Raw genomic sequence first — 1,445 nt, 5'->3', positions numbered from 1 at the left:
GCGTAGGGCGGGGGAAGGGCTCGCCCACTTGAGGGTGCGCAGGACCGGGCCCGCCTCCAGGGCGTCGATCGCGTCCAGGGCGCCCAGCCGGCGCGTGAGGTAGTGGTGGAGGTTGGCCGGGTCGCGGCACAGGGCCTGCGCGACGAGGCTCGTCGGGCCAGTGGCCGAGGCGAGGAACGCCAGCTCGTCGTGGGCCGACAGGGCCGACGCGACCTCGTCCACGCGGGACGGGCGCACCGACAGCCACAGCAGGGCGCGGGTCGCCACGCCGAAGTGCGCCGCGTCGATCTCCACGTCGAAGAACAGGGCGTCGCCCGCGCGGAGTTCGGCCAGGCGCCGGGCCGCGGTGGCCGCCGTCCAGCCGGTCGCCCCGGCCAGGTCCGCGAGGGAGGTACGGCCGTCCTGCGCGAGCGCGGTGAGCAAGTCCCGGTCGGAGTCGGTGATCTGACGTGGTGTCGCATCCGACTCCGGTTCCCTCAGGGCCTGTTGCTGGGCGGCGTCCAGAGCGTCCGCGCTGCGGCGCCAGTTCGCGGGGCCGCCGACGTACGTGTGCAGCAGGAGGTGCGCGGAGACCGAGGTGACGCCCGCCGTGCGCGGGACGTCGTGCAGGAGAAGGGAGTTGGTGTCCTGGGCGTCCGTCGGGGCGTGGACGACCGCCACGATCTCCGTGCCGCCCGAGACCAGCTTCACCCATGACGTGTCCCGTCTGCGGACCAGCGCCGCCGCGAGGTCCCGTACGGCGGCCGGTGTCGCCGTCAGGCGCAGCAGCCACTGGGTGCGGCCCGCTGTGCGCGGGTCCGCCAGGCCGACCACCCTGAGGCCCGCCTCCTCCCGCAGGCGCCGGTAGCGGCGGGCCACGGTCTGGCCCGAGACGCCGAGCACCTCCGCGATCCGGCTGAAAGGGGCCCGGCCGTCGAGGTGCAGCGCGTGCACGAGGGCGCGGTCGAGGTCGTCGAGCATGCGGCACATCCTCGCGGTGGGCGTACACGCCGTAAACTGGAGAAACCCGCTTCAGCAACACGTCAGCGCACAGGAGGTCGGCAGCCGTGGCGTTCGAGGACCCCTCCACCGAGATGCTCACGCAGGCCGCCGAGCACTTCGGGCTGCTGGCGTCCCCCGCCCGCCTCCACATCGTCTGGGCCCTCGCCCAGGGCGAGAGCGACGTCACCGGCCTCGCGGAGCGGGTGGGCGGCGCGCTGCCTGCCGTGAGCCAGCACCTCACCAAGCTGAAACTCGCGGGCCTCGTCCGCTCCCGTCGCGAAGGCCGCCGCCAGGTGTACTTCGTCGACGCCCCCGACGTCGTCGACGTCGTCCGCCTCGTCCTCGGCCGCCTGAGCGACCGCGCCGAGGCCGCCGACGTCCCCCTTCCCCGCCTCCGTGGCCTCTGACCACACGGACCCGGGGGAGGGCACGGGGTCGCGGAGGCCTGTCGCGTATACACATCT

The 1,445-nt window shown here is 74.3% G+C and carries 2 protein-coding genes; one reads left to right on the top strand and one right to left on the bottom strand.

The window, feature by feature from the left end; translation table 11 throughout:
- The coding region (locus AOK24_RS04370; protein ID WP_055718731.1) for an Lrp/AsnC family transcriptional regulator at nt 1-960 on the bottom strand (960 nt) is incomplete at its 3' end.
- Between the two features lie 113 nt (nt 961-1,073).
- Here AOK24_RS04370 and AOK24_RS04365 point away from each other — a divergent pair.
- Complete coding sequence (locus AOK24_RS04365) at nt 1,074-1,388, top strand: ArsR/SmtB family transcription factor (protein ID WP_055718732.1); 315 nt, start codon at nt 1,074-1,076, stop codon at nt 1,386-1,388.
- Nucleotides 1,389-1,445 lie beyond the last annotated feature (57 nt).

Source organism: Streptomyces niveiscabiei (assembly GCF_001419795.1).
In the GTDB taxonomy this organism is placed as follows: Bacteria; Actinomycetota; Actinomycetes; order Streptomycetales; family Streptomycetaceae; genus Streptomyces; species Streptomyces niveiscabiei.
The sequence above is the reverse complement of the archived record's forward strand: the minus strand, read 5'-3'. Positions and strand labels throughout refer to the sequence as shown.